This is a genomic window from Mesorhizobium sp. NZP2077, assembly GCF_013170805.1.
Taxonomy (GTDB): Bacteria; Pseudomonadota; Alphaproteobacteria; order Rhizobiales; family Rhizobiaceae; genus Mesorhizobium.
Map to the genome: position 1 here is coordinate 493,129 of NZ_CP051293.1, position 14,230 is coordinate 507,358.

Here is a 14,230-nt window from a genome sequence, read left to right on the forward strand (position 1 = left end):
AGGAAAAGGATAAATCCTGAACCCCGGGAGAATGTAAAGAGGCCCGATTTTCGTTTTTTACGCAATTGCGGGCGGAAGATCGCCACACGCCTTTCCTGGAATTGCCGCGCTATCAATTGCGCCAAAGGCAGGTCGGCGTCAGTTCGCGCCGCTCAGCGTGCTCACTATATCGGCGAGGCTGACATCGGCACCGAGAACCGATGCGGCCGCGACAATGGCAGCGCCGAAAAGCTTGATGTCGGTTTTTAACGTCTTGCACATGGAGGCCCCTCGCTGATCGCCTGATGGATAGAAAAGGCCGGTGCTGGGATTATGACCCGACCTGGGTCTTTTTGTGCAGGAGCGCTCGGCGGGCGGTCAGCCGGCACCACCTGATGCCGCCAGGAACCGCGCAAATGCAGGCAGCGCAAGGCATTCACGCTTTATCAACCATGAATGATGAAAATGCCCGCTATCCGGCCGGACCGTGCTTCCCGCCGACAGCGTAGGGTTTGGGTACATGCGTGAGTTGCCGCAAGGTCTGACGCCGCCACGAAACGGCGACGCAATCGAAACCGATCATCCTCTTTCCCGCCGCGCCATCCTGTCAGGGGCAGGCGCGCTGGCGCTGCTCAGCGCCGCCGGCTGTTCGACCTCGGGCGACGGCGGTATGCCGATGCTCCAGCTCGACAATACGGTCACCGGTTCAGTTCCGCCAATGCGGCCCGCGATCAGCGTCGACAAGAACATCACCAGTGCCGATGTCATGTATGCCGCTTTGACCGACAACGGCTTCAATGTGCCTGAGGTGCCCTATCTCAAGGTCAAGCCGGAATTCCGCCGCCAGATCGTCGTCGACACCACCGGCGAGGCGCCCGGTACCATCGTCGTCCATCTCAAGGAGCGCATGCTCTATCTCGTCCAGCCGGGCGGCGACGCCATCCGCTACGGCGTCGGCATCGGCAAGGACGGCTTCCGCTGGTCTGGCCGCGCCAACATCCAGTATGGCCGGGAATGGCCGGTCTGGACGCCGCCGCCGGAGATGATCCAGCGCAAGCCCGAACTGGTGAAGTGGCAAGGCGGCCAGCCCGGCGGCCTCACCAACCCGCTCGGCGCGCGGGCGCTCTACATCTACCAGGACGGCAAGGACACCGGCTACCGCATCCACGGCTCACCCGAATGGTGGAGCATCGGCCAGGCGATGTCGTCGGGCTGCGTGCGCCTGATCAACCAGGACATCATCGACCTCTATAGCCGGGTCTCGAAGAAAAACCCGGTCGTCGTCATGTGATCGTTTGAGCGGCCGACGCGGCCGCTTTTATCGTCCCGTTCGAGCAGGATCTTTGCCGAAACCGGTTTCCACCCTCGGGTCAGACCCGAGGGCAGGCTTTTCGGGATCACGCTCCTGAATCCCCCGTTGCGCGATGCGGCAAGACAGGCCAAGGTGCCTTGAAAACCATCGCCTCGGGAGACGTCAGGAATGGCCGAAACTTTTGTTATCGCGCAGGGCGGCGGCCCGACCGCCGTCATCAACCAGACCGTGGTCGGTGCCACGCTGGAGATCCGCAAGCGGCATCCCGGCGCCAAGGTGCTGGGATCTATCCATGGCGTGCGCGGCATTCGTGACGGCAATTATGTCGACCTTTCCGCCATACCGGAGGATCGGCTGCGGCTGATAGCCGGAACGCCGAGTGCTGCCCTTGGATCAACGCGCGACAAGCCGGATGCGGCCTATTGCGATGTGATCCTCAACGGCCTGAAGAAGGCCGGGGCCGATGCCTTCATCTATATCGGTGGCAACGACACGTCGGGGACACAGCAGATCCTGACCGACGCCGCCGGCGGCTCCATCGCTTTCGTCCATGCGCCAAAAACCATCGACAATGATCTGGAGGAGAACGACCATACGCCCGGCTTCATCTCGGCGGCCGAGTTCGTCGCCGGCGCTTTCCTGTCCGTCGATCTCGATTTTCGCGCCTTGCCTGGCATCTATGTCGGCATCGTGATGGGCCGGCACGCCGGCTTCCTGACTGCGGCGGCCGCGGCCTGGCAGCTCGACCACGACAGCGGTCCGCACCTGGTTTACGTGCCGGAACGGCCGTTCTCAGCCGCCGGCTTCATCGACGACGTGCGCGCCACGCTCGACCGCCACAAGCGCTGCATCGTCGCCGTTTCGGAAGGGGTGAGCACCGCCGACGGCAAAGCGCTGGTCGAAAGCCTAGTGCCGCCGGACAAGCTGGAGCGCGACGCGCATGGCAACATCAAGCTGTCGGGCAGCGACCTGCCGGCCGCACTCGAGCGCGCATTGGCCGAGGGCCTGCCGGGCAAGCGGGCGCGCGTCGACGCGCTCGGTTACATGCCGCGCGGCTATATCGGCGCCATCAGCGCCGTCGACGCGCAGGAGGCCTTCGACGCCGGCGCCTTCGCCGTCTCCGTCGCCGAACAGGGCGGCGGCTCGGTGGCGCTGCAATATGATGGCACAAAGACGGTGCTGAAGAAGGTGCCACTGAAGAACGTCGCCGGCAAGACCCGCCACATGCCGGACAATTTCATGAAGCCCGACGTCAACCAGCTGTCCGAGGCCGGCATGGCCTATCTCAAGCGGCTGGTGCCGGAAAAATACAAGGTCGGGAAGCCGTTCGTCTGATGCATGCTCACTGGTTCAGCAAGAGCATCGTCGACGACAAGACGACGATGCTGACCGAGCCGTTCGTGCATGACTATGTGCGCGCCAACATCTGGCATCTGCGCGACCGCGACGCGGACCTTTTGGTCGACACCGGCATGGGCATCTGTCCGCTGGCGCCGGAGATCGAGACGCCTAAGGGCAAGCCGCTGCTGGTCGTCGCCACACACATCCATCTCGACCATGTCGGCTCGCTGCACGAATTTTCATGGCGGGCCGGGCCGAAGATGAGCGCAGCGCAATTCGAGAGCATGGATGAGGCCGCGACCTACGCCTACATGTTCCATGATCTCGAAGGCGCCGTTTCGAAACTGCCAATGCCGGGCTGGAAGTCGTTCGACTACAAGATCCCATCGGCGCCGCTGACGCGAACCCTCGATGAGGGCGACGTGATCGATCTCGGCGACCGGCAATTCCGCGTCCTGCATCTGCCCGGGCATTCGCCGGATTCGATCGCGCTGTTCGACGAGGCCGACGGCCTGTTTTTCAGCGGCGACGCCATCTACGACGACACACTGATCGACTCGCTGCCGGATTCCGACCGTGCCGCCTATATCAACACCATGCAGCGGCTGCTCGACCTGCCGATCCGAGTCGGTCATGGTGGCCACGGGCCGAGCTTCGACGGCAAACGTATGCGTGAGATTGCAACGGCTTACATCAGACAGACCGGCGATATCTGACCTTCGCGAAGACCGTGCGCTGGCAGGAATGATCGCCAGGCGGTCGGGTGCTCATCGGCTCACAAAGAATTAAATCTTTGTAATATAACCGAAAAAACCTAATTCGCCCGCATCCGCATCCTAGATTCCGGTTTCATCGACCTGAACGGCTGCTGCTTGAAGCGAGACAGGCAGCCGCGACGGCCGGTACGCCGAATGGGCCGCTTCCCCTCCCAAGGCCACGGCGCCGAACCCAATGTCTCGCACGGACAACGACCATGTCATCTCTCAACATCCTTCGCAGACATCGCGTCGCCGCATTGCTGGGCGCCGCCCTCATCGTCAGCCCCTTCGTCGTTTCGTTTGCTCAAAGTGCCGGTAATACAGGCGTGAGCAACGTTGTCGCGACGACCCAGACCCCTGTTGCCGGCATTACGGCGCCCAACGGCTCCTTTGCACCGATCGTAGCGGCCGACAAGCCTGCAGTGGTGACGATTACCACCGTCATGAAAGCACAGCCGGCAAGCGCCGATGACGGGATGCCTCTCGGCAACTCGCCGTTCGACCAATACTTCCGCCAGTTCTTCGGTGACCAGGGCAGGCCCGCTCCGCAGACACCACCGCAACAGGCGCAACGCGCCGAAGCACTCGGTTCCGGCTTCATCGTCGATGCCGAGGGTGCCATCGTCACCAACAACCACGTTGTCGACGGCGCTTCCTCGATCAAGGTGACGCTCGATGACGGCACCGAACTTCCCGCCAAACTCGTCGGCCGCGACGCCAAGAACGACCTTGCCGTGCTAAAGATCAAAGCCGACAAACCCTTGCCGACGGTCAAATGGGGCGACTCCGACAAGTTGATGACCGGCGACCAGGTGCTGGCGATCGGCAATCCGTTCGGCATCGGCACCACCGTTACTGCCGGCATCGTTTCGGCACGCGGCCGCGATCTGCACAGCGGACCGTTCGACGATTTCATCCAAATCGACGCGCCGATCAACCACGGCAATTCCGGCGGCCCACTGGTCGATGTGAACGGCAATGTCGTCGGCATCAACGCGGCGATCTATTCGCCCAATGGCGGCAGTGTCGGTGTCGGCTTCGCCATCCCATCCGACCAGGCCCAGAAGGTCGTCGCCAAGCTCGAGAAGGACGGCTCGATCCAATACGGCTATCTCGGTGTCGAGATCCAGCCGGTGACGCCTGACGTGGCCAGCGCCATCGGACTCGATCATCCCGGCGGCGCGCTGGTTTCGAAGGTCAATGACAGTTCGCCCGCGGCCAGCGCCGGCGTCGAGACTGGCGACGTCATCACCGGCTTCGCCGGACAGGACGTGAAGGACCCCAAGGACCTGTCGCGGGCTGTCGCCGATGTGGCGCCCGGCGCCAAGGAGCCGCTTGATGTCTGGCGCAAGGGCAAAGCGATGCAGATTTCCGTCGATGTCGGGCAAAACAGCGACGACGTGAAGACCGCATCGACGGATGACTCCAGCGCGCCGAGCGCCGGACAGGGCGCGCGCGCGCCGGCGATCGGCCTCGGTCTGATGGACATCACGCCAGACATTCGCCAGCAGATGAACCTCGCCGACAACGAGCATGGCGCGGTGGTTGCGCGCGTCAATCCCGACAAGGCGGCCGCCGCTGCCGGCATCCAGCCGGGCGATATCATCGTCGCCGTCAACCAGGCCCCGGTGAAGAGCGCCAAACAGGTGACCCAGGCGATCGCCCAGGCCAGCAAGTCCGGCCGCAAATCGGTGCTGCTGCTGGTTGAACGCGACGGCAGCCAGATCTATCTCGCCGTGCCGTTTGCCAATGGCTGAGGCGCGATGCGGATGACGTGAATGTCGATGTGGCGGGCTTGTCGGTGACGGGCCCGCCACATCGGTATCCGCTATAGTTTGCGCAGCGCCACTTCCTCGATCAGATGATCGGCGCCCTTGCGCAAGATGAGGTCGGCGCGGGCGCGCGTCGGCAGGATGTTCTCGCGTAAATTCTTCAGGTTGATGTTGGTCCACAGGCCTTCGGCTATGGCGCGCGCCGAATCCTCCGATAGCTGCGAATAGCGGTGGAAGAAGGAGTCCGGATTGCGGAAAGCGGTCTCGCGCAGCCGCATGAAACGCGAGATGTACCACTGGTGGATCAGCTTCTCGTCGGCATCGATGTAGATGGCGAAGTCGAAGAAGTCGGACAGGAAGGGCACGATCTTGCCGTCCTGTGGCAGCTTGCCCGGCTGCAGGACATTGATGCCTTCGAAGATCAGGATATCGGGCCGGTCGATGGTGACGAACTCGCCGGGAATGACGTCATAGGTGAGATGCGAATAGACCGGCGCGCGGACATCGGGCAGCGCCGACTTGATGCCCGAGAGGAAACGCAGCAGCGCGCCGACGTCATAGCTGTCGGGGAAGCCCTTGCGTTCCATCAGGTTTTCGCGCCGCAGCACCTCGTTGGGCAGTAGGAAACCGTCGGTGGTGATGAGATCGACCTTGGGGCTCGACGGCCAGCGCGCCAGCAACTCCTTCAGCACGCGGGCCGTGGTCGACTTGCCGACCGCGACCGAACCGGCGATGCCGATGATGAACGGCGTCTTGACGATATCGGCGGCGTTGAAGAAGGCCTGACGCTGCCTAAACAGAAGCTGGCTCGCCTCGACATGGGCGGATAGAAGGCGGGACAGCGACAGATAGATGCGCTTGACCTCTTCGAGGTCGACCGGGTCGTTGAGCGAACGCAGGCGGCGGAATTCATCCTCGCTCAGCGTCAGCGGCGTGTCGGCACGGAATCGCGACCATTGCTCGGCCGAAAAGAAACGAAAGGGGGAATATTTCTCGGTTGGCGCGAGCTGATCCATCGAGATACCTGCCCTCCCTCGCGGTCAGCCCTTGGGCCGTGACGCTTTCTCGGCGATGCCCGAACGCCCGGTGCGGCTTTCGAGCTCCTTGAGCACGTCGCCCAACGGCACACCCGAGAGGCCGAGAACGACGAGCCAATGATATATAAGATCGGCGCTTTCGGAAACGAGGCCCTGTGTGTCGCCCTTGACGGCGGCAATCACCGTTTCGACGGCTTCTTCGCCAAGTTTTTGCGCCGCCTTGTCGATGCCGCGCGAAAACAGTTTGGCCGTCCATGAATCCGGATCGCCGGAGTTGGCGCGGTCCCTGATGATTGTCTCCAGATCGGAGAACGAAAATTCAGCCATGGAGCCTGAGAGCCTTTGTTAGCCGGGAAGCCTCTAGGGCCGAACGACCGAGGAGTCCAGCCGCATCGGCAGACCGGCCTCGGCCATATGCGCCTTGGCCTGCGCTATGGTGTAAGTGCCGAAATGGAAGATCGATGCCGCCAGCACGGCGCCGGCATGGCCGTCGCGAATGCCTTCGACAAGGTGATCCAGCGTGCCGACGCCGCCCGAAGCGATGACCGGGGCGCGCACCGCGTCAGCGATCGCGCGCGTCAGCGCGATGTCGTAGCCGGCCTTGGTGCCGTCGCGGTCCATCGAGGTCAAAAGGATCTCGCCGGCGCCGCGATCTACCATTTGACGCGCGAATTCGACCGCGTCGATGCCGGTCTTCTCGCGCCCGCCATGGGTGAATATCTCCCAGCGGTCGGCTTCGCCGGCGCCGGAGACCTTCTTGGCGTCGATGGCGACGACGATGCATTGATTGCCGAACTTGTCAGCTGCTTCGGCGACGAAATCCGGATTTTTCACCGCCGCCGTGTTGATCGACACCTTGTCGGCGCCGGCCAGAAGCAGCTTCCTGATGTCGGCGACCTGGCGCACGCCGCCGCCGACGGTCAGCGGCATGAAACATTGTTCGGCGGTGCGGGCGATGACATCGAAGATGGTTTCACGGTTGTCGGACGAGGCCGTGATGTCGAGGAAGCAGAGCTCGTCGGCACCGGCGGCGTCATAGGCCTTGGCCGCCTCGACCGGATCGCCGGCGTCGATGAGATCGACGAAGTTGACGCCCTTGACGACACGGCCGTCCTTGACGTCGAGGCACGGGATGACGCGGGCTTTCAGCATCAGCGGCCCTCTATCGTGGCGATGAGATCGTTGAGCAGCTGGCCAACCAGCGGCGGCACGTCGGACCGCCCGTCGAAGGCCGGATCGTAAGCGGAAACGGTGATGCCTACAACCGGCACCGCAAGCGCCATGGCACAGGCCGCGTCGCGCAATTGTTCGGGGCTCGGCCCGCCTGACGTGGCGTAGCGGTTGGCCTGCAACTCCTTGGGGTCGTGCACGTCGAGATCGAGATGCATATGGACGCTTTTCGCACCTACGGCTTTCAGCTTTTCGGTTGCTGATCCCACGCCGGGACATTCCGTGCGGATGATCGGCAAGGTCTTGAGAAGCTGTTCCTCCGCCGGATCGAGATCGCGGGCGTTGATGAGCACGCAACGCGAAGGATCGATCGGCTTGAAGCCGGGAATGGCCCCTGCCATCGGGCGCCAGCACAGGCCAAGCACGGTCGCCAGCGCCATGCCGTCGAGAAAGCCATATACCGATGTCTCGGGCGTATTGAGATCGCCATGCTGGTCGGCCCAGATGATCGCATCGGCGCCCTCGCCGGCGACCGCGCCGGCTGATGTCAGGCAGTTTCCGGCCAGCACGATGGGAAACCGCCCCCTGTCGATGGCGATGCGGACCTCGCCCGAGACGGCGTTGCAGACGGCAAAGCCAGTGGCGATCTCGCGCTCCTGGTCGGGGCCGACCCTACCGATATCTTCGACCGCGACATCGTGGCCGGCCATGGTCAGGGCGTCGACGAGACCGCCTGCGATCAGCGCATCCGCACCCTGGCCCATGCCGCCGTGATAGTGGCCGCTGTCATAGGAGGCGAGGACGATGGTGATTTTCACGATCTCGCCTCCGCCACCGGCCGGCCCTGCAGGATCGCCAGCGCCTCGGCCGGATCGATGCGGCCGTCGTAGAGCGCGCGGCCCGAGATGGCGCCTTCGAGCTTTTGTGCGTCGGGCATGGTCATGCGCACGATGTCGGCGATCGAGGCTAGGCCGCCCGAGGCGATGACCGGGATCGATACGGCCTCGGCGAGGTCGATGGTGGCATGCCAGTTGATGCCGGTCAGCACGCCGTCGCGGTCGATATCGGTGTAGATGATGGCCGCGACGCCCGCGCCCTCGAATTTCCTCGCCAGTTCGATGACGCCGAGGCTCGATGCCTCGGCCCAGCCCTCGACCGCCACCTTGCCGCCCTTGGCGTCGATGCCGACGGCCACCTTGCCCGGGAAAGCCTTGCAGGCCTGCTTGACCAGATCGGGATCGCGCACCGCCACCGTGCCGAGGATGACGCGGGCGAGGCCACGGTCGAGCCAGTCCTCGATCTGTTCCAGCGTGCGGATGCCGCCGCCGAGCTGCACCGGGTTCTTCGTCGCCTTGAGGATGGCGCCTACCGCGGCGCTGTTGACGCTCTGGCCCTTGAAGGCACCGTTGAGGTCGACGACGTGCAGCCACTCGAAGCCCTGGTCCTCGAAGGCTTTTGCCTGCGCGGCGGGATCATCGTTGTAGATGGTCGCCGTCGCCATGTCGCCGTGCTTCAGGCGCACGCATTGGCCGTCCTTGAGGTCGATGGCAGGAAAAAGGATCATTCTAGGCACCTTCCACGGTCGCAAAATGACCGGTTGAAGCCGCCACTCGATGCTGCAACGCCGTCTGGTAACCCTGCGACCGATAGCAGTTGAGGGCTGTTTCATAGGAGTCGAACTCGACCACCACATGCCTGCCAAAATCGGATCCTTCGGGGTTTGTGACCTGTCCGCCGCGCACAAGGTAGCGGCCGCCAAAGTGCGAGATGGCATCGCCAATGGCCTCACGATAGCGCTGGTAACCCTCCGCGTCGGTCACCGTCAGCATGACCACCCAGTAGCCCTTCTTGCTCATGGTTCGTCAGGGCCTCCAGCGAAGGAAATTGGTGATCAGCGCCAGGCCCAGAGCTTGGCTCTTTTCGGGATGGAACTGCGTGCCGACGAGATTGTCGCGGGCGACGGTGGCCGTCACCGGGCCGCCATAGTCGGCGACCGCCAGAACCTCGTCCGGCTTCCTCGCGTCGAGATGGTAGGAATGGACGAAGTAGGCGTGCAACCCCGCCGCGCCAGTTGGAATGCCGGCAAACAGCGGGTGCTCACGCCGAAGCTCGATCGTGTTCCAGCCGATCTGCGGGATCTTCAGCGCCGGATCGGCCGGCGTGATCTCCTTGACGTCGCCCGATATCCAGCCAAAGCCGTTGGTGACGGTCTTCTCCAGACCGCGCTCGGACATCAGCTGCATGCCAACGCAGATGCCGAGAAAGGGCCGGCCCTTGGCGATGGCGACGTCCTCGACCGCCTCCCAAATACCGTCGACGGCACGCAGGCCGGCCGCGCAGTCGGCATAGGCGCCGACGCCGGGCAGGACGATGCGATCGGCCGTGCGCACCCGGTCGGCATCGGCCGTCAGGTCGATCTCAGCCGATATGCCGGCTTCGCGTGCGGCGCGCTCGAAGGCCTTGGTGGCCGAGCGCAGATTGCCCGAGCCGTAATCGATGATTGCTACCCGCATGTCAGGGCCGTCCCGGGATGTGGGTCAGGCCCAGCGCCATGCCGGGCTGCGCCGGGCGGGCCAGGGCTGCATCGGGAACGATGCGCGGCACCGGTGCGGCTTCCTCCGCATGCGCCTCGACGTCGAGGGCATAGCGCATGTCGGCGTCGTCAAGCGTACCGGCCTGAACCACGCCCCATTCGTGCCAGCCACGCCGACGAAGGGCCGCGATGCGCAACCCCTGCCCTTCCAGGCCGACATAAAGCGAAACCAACAGCGACAGCAGCGAACCGGCCAATCCAAGGCCAAGGTTTTGGCCAAGCATCGAAAGCGCGCCCATGACGACGAAGGCGATCCCGGCTTCGATCCACAACCGGTGCCAGGCGAACCATAGCGGCGGCACCAGCAGGCCGATCCAAGTGAAGCCGTCGCGGACAAAAGTCGTTGTGTCGACCTTTTCGCTACGGCCGGGCGGTTCCATCACGACATAGGCGGCCATGGCGTTACCCCTTCAGCGAACCCTTGGTGGAGGGAACCGCGTCCGGCTGGCGCGGGTCGTGCTCGAGTGCCGCGCGAAGCGCGCGCGCCACCGCTTTGAAGCAGGTCTCGGCGATATGGTGGTTGTTGGCGCCATAATGGTTGGTGACATGCAGCGTGATGCCGGCATTTTGGGCCAGCGCCTGGAAGAATTCACGCACCAGTTCGGTGTCAAAGGTGCCGATTTTGGGCGACGAGAAGGATACGTTCCAGACCAGGAATGGCCGGCCGGACACGTCGATCGCCGCGCGCGTCAGCGTCTCGTCCATCGCGAGGTCGATCGAGGCATAGCGCATGATGCCGCGCCGTTCGCCCAGCGCCTTGGTCAGCGCCTGGCCGAGCGCGATGCCGGTGTCCTCGACCGTGTGGTGATCGTCTATGTGCAGGTCGCCCTTCGCCCTGACCGTCATGTCGATCAGCGAATGACGCGAAAGCTGGTCCAGCATGTGGTCGAAGAAGCCGACACCCGTGGCGATATCGGATTTGCCCGAACCGTCGACATGAATCGACACCGAGATGTCGGTTTCCTTGGTCTTGCGGCTGGCTTCGGCGGAACGGGGCGCCATGACCTTGTCCTTGTCTCAGGGTTCAAAGCTCGAGAGACGAGCTTCGAGCATTCACCGGCTTGAAAACGAAAGCCTTCTAGCAGCATGATCCGGCGATTGCCAGTTGCCATCCCGGCCGCTATCGAGCGGTTTGCAATCATTGGTCCCGTGCATACATATGGCCGATCGAAGTTACTCGTACCGCGCCAATCGCCTCTTCGGGATCGCGCGAATCGGAGCCAGGAATGTCAAATGAACTGACCATGCACGCCACGACCATCGTGACGGTGCGCAAGGGCAACAAGGTGGTGATCGCCGGCGACGGCCAGGTCAGCCTTGGCCAGACCATCATGAAGGGCAATGCCCGCAAGGTGCGCCGTATCGGCAAGGGCGGCAATGTGATCGCCGGTTTCGCCGGCGCCACCGCCGACGCCTTCACGCTGCTGGAACGGCTGGAAGCCAAGCTCGAACAATATCCCGATCAGTTGACGCGCGCCTGCGTCGAGCTTGCCAAGGACTGGCGCACCGACCGCTATCTGCGCCGGCTGGAAGCCATGATGCTGGTCGCCGACAAGTCGGTCTCGCTGGCGCTGACCGGCAATGGCGACGTGCTCGAACCCGAATTTGGCGTCATGGCCATCGGTTCGGGCGGCAATTACGCGCTGGCGGCTGCGCGCGCGCTGATGGACACCGACAAGGATGCCGAGGAGATCGCCCGCAAGGCGATGCAGATCGCGTCCGATATCTGCGTCTACACCAACAACAATTTCGTCATCGAAACGCTCGATGCCGCCTGAGAAGGTGGTGCTCTATGATTTTCGGCCGGTCACTGAAAAAGACCTGCCGATGATCGCCGGCTGGCTCGCCGAGCCGCATGTGGCCGAATGGTGGGACGATCCGGAGACGGAAATCGCCGAGATTCGCGCTCATATCGACTCGATTTCGGTCGAGCCGCTGATCGTCGAACTCGACGGCAAGCCGATCGCCTATCTGCAGAGCTACGACCCCCATCTGGAAGACGACCACCCCTATGCCGACCAGCCCTTCGGCACGCTTGGCATCGATTTGTCGATCGGCCGGCCGGAACTGCTCGGCATCGGACACGGTTCGGCAATCGTGCGCCAGTTCGTCGAAGATCTGTTCGACGAAGGTGTGCCCCGCGTCATCATCGACCCCGATCCGGCCAATCTCAGGGCTATTCGCGCCTATGAAAAGGCCGGATTCCGGGCCATTGATCGCAGGCAATCCAGACATGGCGACGTCGTGCTGATGGCGATCGATGCCGACGATGGGCAAATTGGGGAATAACCAGATGAGCAAGCTAGGCGCGGACGATGGCTATTCGGCCTATGAAGACAGCTGGCGCATGGGTCTTCTGCTCGTCCTTGGCCTGCTCATCTTCCAGGCCGGGGCTCTCTATGGCATGGGCCGGACACCGATCTGCACCTGCGGCTATGTGAAACTCTGGCATGGCGTGGTGAACAGTTCGGAGAATTCCCAACACATTACCGACTGGTACACCTTCTCGCACATCATCCATGGCTTCCTGTTCTATGCGCTAACAAGGTTCCTGTTCCCGCGTTCGCCGATCGGCTTGCGGCTGGCTTTCGCCGTTCTCATCGAGGGCGGCTGGGAGTTGCTCGAGAACAGTCCCTTCATCATCGACCGCTACCGCGCCGGTACCATCTCGCTCGACTATTACGGCGACAGCATCATCAATTCGGTGTCCGACACACTGGCCATGGTGCTGGGATTTGTGATGGCGCGCAGGCTACCTATATGGGTGATCGTCAGCCTCGCCATCCTTTTCGAACTGGGTACCGGCTATCTTATCCGGGACAATCTGACACTCAACGTGATCATGCTGCTGCATCCGTTCGAGGCCATCAAGCAGTGGCAAAGTGGAATTTAGTGATATGAGCACCTTTTCTCCCCGCGAAATCGTTTCGGAACTCGACCGCTTCATCATCGGCCAGAAGGACGCCAAGCGCGCCGTGGCCATCGCCTTGCGCAACCGCTGGCGCCGCCAGCAGCTGGAAGGCCAGATGCGCGAAGAGGTGATGCCGAAGAACATCCTGATGATCGGGCCGACGGGCGTCGGCAAGACCGAGATCTCGCGCCGCCTGGCGCGTCTGGCCGGTGCGCCTTTCGTCAAGGTCGAGGCGACCAAGTTCACCGAGGTCGGCTATGTCGGCCGTGACGTCGAGCAGATCATCCGCGACCTGGTCGAGATCGCCATTGGCCTGGTGCGCGAAAAGATGCGCGAGGACGTCAAGGCGCGCGCCCACGTCAACGCCGAGGAACGCGTGCTGGAAGCACTGGTCGGCAAGACGGCAAGCCCGGCGACGCGCGACAGTTTCCGCAAGAAGCTGCGCGACGGCGAACTCGATGACAAGGAGATCGAGATCGAAGTGGCCGACACCGGCACTGGCGGTATGCCCGGATTCGAGATTCCCGGCATGCCGGGCGCCAATATCGGTGTGCTAAACATCAACGACATGCTGTCGAAGGCGATGGGTGGCAAGAAAACCAAGTCGCGCAAGACGACCGTCAAGGAATCCTACGCGCTGCTGGTCAATGACGAGTCCGACAAGCTGCTCGACCAGGACGAAGTGGTGCGGCGGGCACTCGATGCGACGGAGAATGACGGCATCGTCTTCCTCGACGAGATCGACAAGATCGCGTCGCGCGAAGGCGGCATGGGCGCCGGCGTCTCTCGCGAAGGCGTGCAGCGCGACCTGCTGCCGCTGATCGAGGGCACCACGGTGGCGACCAAATACGGGCCGTTGAAGACGGATCACATCCTGTTCATCGCTTCCGGCGCCTTCCATGTCTCGAAGCCGTCCGACCTGCTGCCGGAATTGCAGGGCCGCCTGCCTATCCGCGTCGAGTTGCGCGCGTTGGAGAAGGACGATTTCGTCCGCATCCTGACCGAGACGGAAGCCAGCCTGATCAAGCAGTACATCGCGCTGATGAAGACCGAAGGCGTCGACCTGACCTTCACCGACGACGCCATCGATTCGCTGGCCGGCATTGCCGTCGACCTCAATGCCAGCGTCGAGAACATCGGCGCCAGGCGGCTGCAGACGGTGATGGAGCGGGTGCTGGACGAGATTTCGTATGATGCGCCCGACCGCAACGGCACATCGGTCACCATCGACGCAGCCTATGTGGAAAAGCACGTCGGCGATCTGTCGCGAAACACAGATTTGTCGCGATTTATCCTTTAAACAACGGCGCCGGCTGGTCCGGCGCCGGTTCAGGCAACGACTTCCGGCAGAACAAGC

At 63.1% G+C, this 14,230-nt stretch carries 18 protein-coding genes; 8 read left to right on the forward strand and 10 right to left on the reverse strand.

Translation table 11 applies throughout. From position 1 onward, the window contains the following. Positions 1-138: 138 nt before the first annotated feature. Complete coding sequence (locus HGP13_RS38500) at positions 139-261, reverse strand: hypothetical protein (RefSeq protein ID WP_281410987.1); 123 nt, start codon at positions 259-261, stop codon at positions 139-141. 238 nt (positions 262-499) lie between these two features. Between HGP13_RS38500 and HGP13_RS02235 the strand changes: the two genes are divergently transcribed. The 4 genes from HGP13_RS02235 (at position 500) to HGP13_RS02250 (ending at position 5,147) form a co-directional block, all read left to right on the forward strand. Beyond that, entirely contained in the window at positions 500-1,270 is a 771-nt protein-coding gene (locus HGP13_RS02235; RefSeq protein WP_246707261.1) for a L,D-transpeptidase, read from the forward strand. Positions 1,271-1,459: 189 nt separating this feature from the next. Beyond that, on the forward strand, positions 1,460-2,626 hold the full coding sequence (locus HGP13_RS02240) for a diphosphate--fructose-6-phosphate 1-phosphotransferase (RefSeq protein ID WP_172220918.1): 1,167 nt from the start codon (positions 1,460-1,462) through the stop codon (positions 2,624-2,626). Further along, entirely contained in the window at positions 2,626-3,348 is a 723-nt protein-coding gene (locus tag HGP13_RS02245) for an MBL fold metallo-hydrolase (RefSeq protein WP_172220921.1), read from the forward strand. The genes HGP13_RS02240 and HGP13_RS02245 overlap by 1 nt, the downstream gene beginning before the upstream one ends. Before the next feature lie 257 nt (positions 3,349-3,605). Then, complete coding sequence (locus HGP13_RS02250; RefSeq protein ID WP_172220923.1) at positions 3,606-5,147, forward strand: DegQ family serine endoprotease; 1,542 nt, start codon at positions 3,606-3,608, stop codon at positions 5,145-5,147. Positions 5,148-5,218: 71 nt separating this feature from the next. Here the strand turns inward: HGP13_RS02250 and coaA are convergent, their stop codons facing one another. From coaA to hisB, 9 genes are read right to left on the reverse strand one after another with little or no spacing between them, the layout of a single operon-like run. Further along, complete coding sequence (gene coaA, locus HGP13_RS02255) at positions 5,219-6,178, reverse strand: type I pantothenate kinase (protein ID WP_172220925.1); 960 nt, start codon at positions 6,176-6,178, stop codon at positions 5,219-5,221. A 24-nt stretch (positions 6,179-6,202) separates the two neighbouring features. Further along, a complete protein-coding gene (locus tag HGP13_RS02260) occupies positions 6,203-6,526 on the reverse strand; it encodes a phosphoribosyl-ATP diphosphatase (protein ID WP_172220927.1) in 324 nt (107 codons plus the stop codon). Between the two features lie 33 nt (positions 6,527-6,559). After that, a complete protein-coding gene (hisF, locus tag HGP13_RS02265; RefSeq protein ID WP_172234590.1) occupies positions 6,560-7,354 on the reverse strand; it encodes an imidazole glycerol phosphate synthase subunit HisF in 795 nt (264 codons plus the stop codon). After that, complete coding sequence (locus tag HGP13_RS02270) at positions 7,351-8,187, reverse strand: arginase family protein (protein WP_172220929.1); 837 nt, start codon at positions 8,185-8,187, stop codon at positions 7,351-7,353. Before HGP13_RS02270 ends, hisF begins: the two co-directional genes overlap by 4 nt. Continuing rightward, on the reverse strand, positions 8,184-8,933 hold the full coding sequence (hisA, locus tag HGP13_RS02275) for a 1-(5-phosphoribosyl)-5-[(5-phosphoribosylamino)methylideneamino]imidazole-4-carboxamide isomerase (RefSeq protein WP_172220931.1): 750 nt from the start codon (positions 8,931-8,933) through the stop codon (positions 8,184-8,186). Before hisA ends, HGP13_RS02270 begins: the two co-directional genes overlap by 4 nt. 1 nt (position 8,934) lies before the next feature. Continuing rightward, positions 8,935-9,225, reverse strand: coding sequence for a DUF1330 domain-containing protein (locus HGP13_RS02280; RefSeq protein WP_172220933.1), 291 nt, complete (start codon positions 9,223-9,225; stop codon positions 8,935-8,937). Positions 9,226-9,231: 6 nt separating this feature from the next. Continuing rightward, positions 9,232-9,882, reverse strand: a complete 651-nt coding sequence (gene hisH, locus HGP13_RS02285) for an imidazole glycerol phosphate synthase subunit HisH (protein ID WP_172220936.1) — start codon at positions 9,880-9,882, stop codon at positions 9,232-9,234. 1 nt (position 9,883) lies between these two features. Beyond that, positions 9,884-10,360 (reverse strand): DUF2628 domain-containing protein, encoded by a 477-nt coding sequence (locus HGP13_RS02290; RefSeq protein ID WP_172220939.1) that lies wholly within the window; start codon positions 10,358-10,360, stop codon positions 9,884-9,886. 4 nt (positions 10,361-10,364) lie between these two features. Beyond that, positions 10,365-10,964 (reverse strand): imidazoleglycerol-phosphate dehydratase HisB, encoded by a 600-nt coding sequence (gene hisB / locus HGP13_RS02295; RefSeq protein WP_172220942.1) that lies wholly within the window; start codon positions 10,962-10,964, stop codon positions 10,365-10,367. Positions 10,965-11,188: 224 nt separating this feature from the next. Between hisB and hslV the strand changes: the two genes are divergently transcribed. The 4 genes from hslV to hslU are packed head-to-tail and all read left to right on the forward strand — an operon-like array spanning position 11,189 to position 14,173. Further along, positions 11,189-11,740, forward strand: coding sequence for an ATP-dependent protease subunit HslV (gene hslV, locus HGP13_RS02300; RefSeq protein WP_172220945.1), 552 nt, complete (start codon positions 11,189-11,191; stop codon positions 11,738-11,740). Continuing rightward, on the forward strand, positions 11,730-12,251 hold the full coding sequence (locus HGP13_RS02305) for a GNAT family N-acetyltransferase (RefSeq protein WP_172220948.1): 522 nt from the start codon (positions 11,730-11,732) through the stop codon (positions 12,249-12,251). Before hslV ends, HGP13_RS02305 begins: the two co-directional genes overlap by 11 nt. Positions 12,252-12,255: 4 nt before the next feature. Next, positions 12,256-12,855 carry a DUF2585 domain-containing protein gene (locus HGP13_RS02310; protein WP_172220951.1) on the forward strand — a complete coding sequence of 200 codons (600 nt, stop codon included), beginning with the start codon at positions 12,256-12,258 and terminating at the stop codon, positions 12,853-12,855. A 4-nt stretch (positions 12,856-12,859) separates the two neighbouring features. After that, complete coding sequence (gene hslU, locus HGP13_RS02315) at positions 12,860-14,173, forward strand: ATP-dependent protease ATPase subunit HslU (RefSeq protein WP_172220954.1); 1,314 nt, start codon at positions 12,860-12,862, stop codon at positions 14,171-14,173. The last annotated feature ends 57 nt before the right edge of the window (positions 14,174-14,230 follow it).

Coding starts and splice junctions, on each gene's coding strand:
- HGP13_RS38500 (WP_281410987.1), bottom strand. CDS start 261: ATGTGCAAGACGTTAAAAACCGACATCAAGCTTTTCGGCGCTGCCATT.
- HGP13_RS02235 (WP_246707261.1), top strand. CDS start 500: ATGCGTGAGTTGCCGCAAGGTCTGACGCCGCCACGAAACGGCGACGCA.
- HGP13_RS02240 (WP_172220918.1), top strand. CDS start 1,460: ATGGCCGAAACTTTTGTTATCGCGCAGGGCGGCGGCCCGACCGCCGTC.
- HGP13_RS02245 (WP_172220921.1), top strand. CDS start 2,626: ATGCATGCTCACTGGTTCAGCAAGAGCATCGTCGACGACAAGACGACG.
- HGP13_RS02250 (WP_172220923.1), top strand. CDS start 3,606: ATGTCATCTCTCAACATCCTTCGCAGACATCGCGTCGCCGCATTGCTG.
- coaA (WP_172220925.1), bottom strand. CDS start 6,178: ATGGATCAGCTCGCGCCAACCGAGAAATATTCCCCCTTTCGTTTCTTT.
- HGP13_RS02260 (WP_172220927.1), bottom strand. CDS start 6,526: ATGGCTGAATTTTCGTTCTCCGATCTGGAGACAATCATCAGGGACCGC.
- hisA (WP_172220931.1), bottom strand. CDS start 8,933: ATGATCCTTTTTCCTGCCATCGACCTCAAGGACGGCCAATGCGTGCGC.
- HGP13_RS02280 (WP_172220933.1), bottom strand. CDS start 9,225: ATGAGCAAGAAGGGCTACTGGGTGGTCATGCTGACGGTGACCGACGCG.
- hisH (WP_172220936.1), bottom strand. CDS start 9,882: ATGCGGGTAGCAATCATCGATTACGGCTCGGGCAATCTGCGCTCGGCC.
- HGP13_RS02290 (WP_172220939.1), bottom strand. CDS start 10,360: ATGGCCGCCTATGTCGTGATGGAACCGCCCGGCCGTAGCGAAAAGGTC.
- hisB (WP_172220942.1), bottom strand. CDS start 10,964: ATGGCGCCCCGTTCCGCCGAAGCCAGCCGCAAGACCAAGGAAACCGAC.
- hslV (WP_172220945.1), top strand. CDS start 11,189: ATGTCAAATGAACTGACCATGCACGCCACGACCATCGTGACGGTGCGC.
- HGP13_RS02305 (WP_172220948.1), top strand. CDS start 11,730: ATGCCGCCTGAGAAGGTGGTGCTCTATGATTTTCGGCCGGTCACTGAA.
- HGP13_RS02310 (WP_172220951.1), top strand. CDS start 12,256: ATGAGCAAGCTAGGCGCGGACGATGGCTATTCGGCCTATGAAGACAGC.
- hslU (WP_172220954.1), top strand. CDS start 12,860: ATGAGCACCTTTTCTCCCCGCGAAATCGTTTCGGAACTCGACCGCTTC.